This is a genomic window from Aporhodopirellula sallentina SM41 (genome assembly GCF_000346505.1).
Taxonomy (GTDB): Bacteria; Planctomycetota; Planctomycetia; order Pirellulales; family Pirellulaceae; genus Rhodopirellula; species Rhodopirellula sallentina.
Genome location: NZ_ANOH01000483.1, coordinates 1 through 2189, shown reverse-complemented (window position 1 = coordinate 2189; position 2189 = coordinate 1). Strand labels below are relative to the sequence as shown.

The window sequence follows — 2189 nt, the reverse complement described above, 5'->3', positions numbered from 1 at the left end:
GGTTTCTTCCTCGGCGTTCTCGCCGGTTTCCTCGGTCGGGCGCAGCGGGCCTCGGATTTGGATGTTCGGTTCGGGTGGATCGACGCGTTGTTCCGGTACCGGTGGCACTTCGCCGTCGATCAGAATAGGCGAGTCCAGGTCGCTGAACGGTTGCCGGCGTCGCTTGAGCGTGACCGGCATCGCGCCGGCGGCGCGAGCGATCCCGCGGCGGGAAACTTTGGCACTGCCAACGACGACTTTCTTGCCCGCGTAAACCAACATGTAATCCGTCGTCAGCAACAGACCGACCGCCAACGTTGTCAGCGTTAGGATCCATGAACCGACCGGATGAAAGTGCTGCAGCAGGAACGTCGATCCCATCGCCCCGAGGTAACCGCCGTTGCCGACGACCGGCATGCCAGCGAGTTCGATCGTCGTCATCGACGCCGCCGTGCAGGCACCCAGGAGCACCACGCAGCCGCCGAGCGAGCGGAGCACGGGCGCGTTCATGTGCCCCCGCACGAGAAGCGCCGTCGCGATCCCGCCGCCGGCGCCGATCAACAACGATACGCCAATCCCGAGAGCGTCGAGAGCCACCGCCGAGATCAACGCTCCGAGCGAACCGCACGCGTTCTGGACGCTCTCGTTGATCGGGTAGGCCGAAACGTCCGGTGTATAGAACTCGGAGATCGGCCACACCGAGGTCGGCACGGGGTCAGCGGGATCGTGCGTCAAAACCGCGACGAAGGTCAGCAGCGTCATCGCCACGATGATCAACGCGGGAACGTCACGACGCAGCGAGACCGGGCGGACCGATTCCTCGGCGTTTGGATTTGCGTCGGCTTTCGCGGCGGTCGACATGGGCGTGGGCTGAACAGGGAAACGAAACGGACGAGGAGCCGGCGCCGCACCGCCCGTTGCCGGCTCGATCAGGGCCGGACAGAAAGGGGCGGGAGACCACCGTGGAGAACTTATTGGGAGCAGCGAACCGCTAGTCGGCTGCTTCCAATCGCTTCTTCCCCTTTCTTCGTCAACTTCGCATCCCGCCCTACAACAGACTTCGATTTCGCGTCATAATCGCTCGCCTTCCCGACAGATCCCCCTCGGAAATGGCATCCCCTCCATGTTTCACAACAAAATTGGCGACCTCGGCATCACTTTCGATGACGTCCTTCTGCAACCGGCCTATAGCGAGATCGTGCCCAGCGAGGTTGATGTCAGCAGCCAGTTGACCCAGCGGATTCGGCTGCAGATTCCGCTGATTTCTTCGCCGATGGACACCGTCACCGAAGCCGAAATGGCGATCGCGTTAGCGAAAGAGGGCGGACTGGGGATTGTGCACAAGAACCTCTCCGTTCGGCAGCAAACCGAGGAAGTTCTCAAGGTAAAGCGCTCCGCTAACGGGATCATCGTCGATCCCGTCACCCTGCCGCCCGAAGAGCAGGTCGGAAAAGCCGCGGAATTGATGGACCGTGCGAACGTTTCGGGGATCCCCATCGTTACCGAAGACCGCACCCTCGTCGGCATTCTGACGCGGCGGGATTTGAGGTTCCTCGAGGACCCGAACCTGCCCGTTTCGGAGGTCATGACCAAAAATAATTTGGTAACGGCTGTAGGGAATGTGAGTCTTGCGCAAGCTGAGAAGATTTTAACGGAAAAAAGGGTAGAGAAACTTCTCCTGATTGACGAAGAAAGAAAACTGACGGGGTTAATTACGATTCGCGACATCGACATGATGAAGCGGTTCCCGAGAGCCTGCAAAGATCCGCAAGGCCGACTACGTGTCGGAGCGGCGATCGGAGTGGGGGATTTCGAACGAGCGGAGAAGTTGATCGCCCAAGGCGTGGACTTGCTCGTCGTCGACTCGGCTCACGGGCACAGCAAGAACGTGATCGAAACCGTCAAAGAAATTAAAACGAACAAAGCATGGGACATCGATGTTGTGGCGGGGAACGTCGCGACGGCTCAGGGGGCAGCGGATCTGATCGCTGCGGGAGCCGACGCGGTGAAGGTCGGCATCGGACCCGGGTCGATTTGCACCACACGCGTGATCAGTGGCATCGGAGTGCCGCAGGTGACGGCGATTTTGAATGCGGTGCAGGTCGCTCATGAACAGAACATTCCTGTCATCGCGGACGGCGGCATTCGCTTCAGCGGTGACATCACCAAAGCACTCGCCGCCGGGGCGAACACGGTCATGATCGGCAGCC

Annotated in this window: 2 protein-coding genes; one reads left to right on the top strand and one right to left on the bottom strand. The window is 60.6% G+C overall.

What is annotated here, in order from left to right:
* The coding region (locus RSSM_RS30960) for a DNA translocase FtsK 4TM domain-containing protein (RefSeq protein WP_008689383.1) at positions 1-840 on the bottom strand (840 nt) is incomplete at its 3' end.
* Positions 841-1102: 262 nt separating this feature from the next.
* Between RSSM_RS30960 and guaB the strand changes: the two genes are divergently transcribed.
* The coding region (gene guaB / locus RSSM_RS30955; RefSeq protein WP_008689382.1) for an IMP dehydrogenase at positions 1103-2189 on the top strand (1087 nt) is incomplete at its 3' end.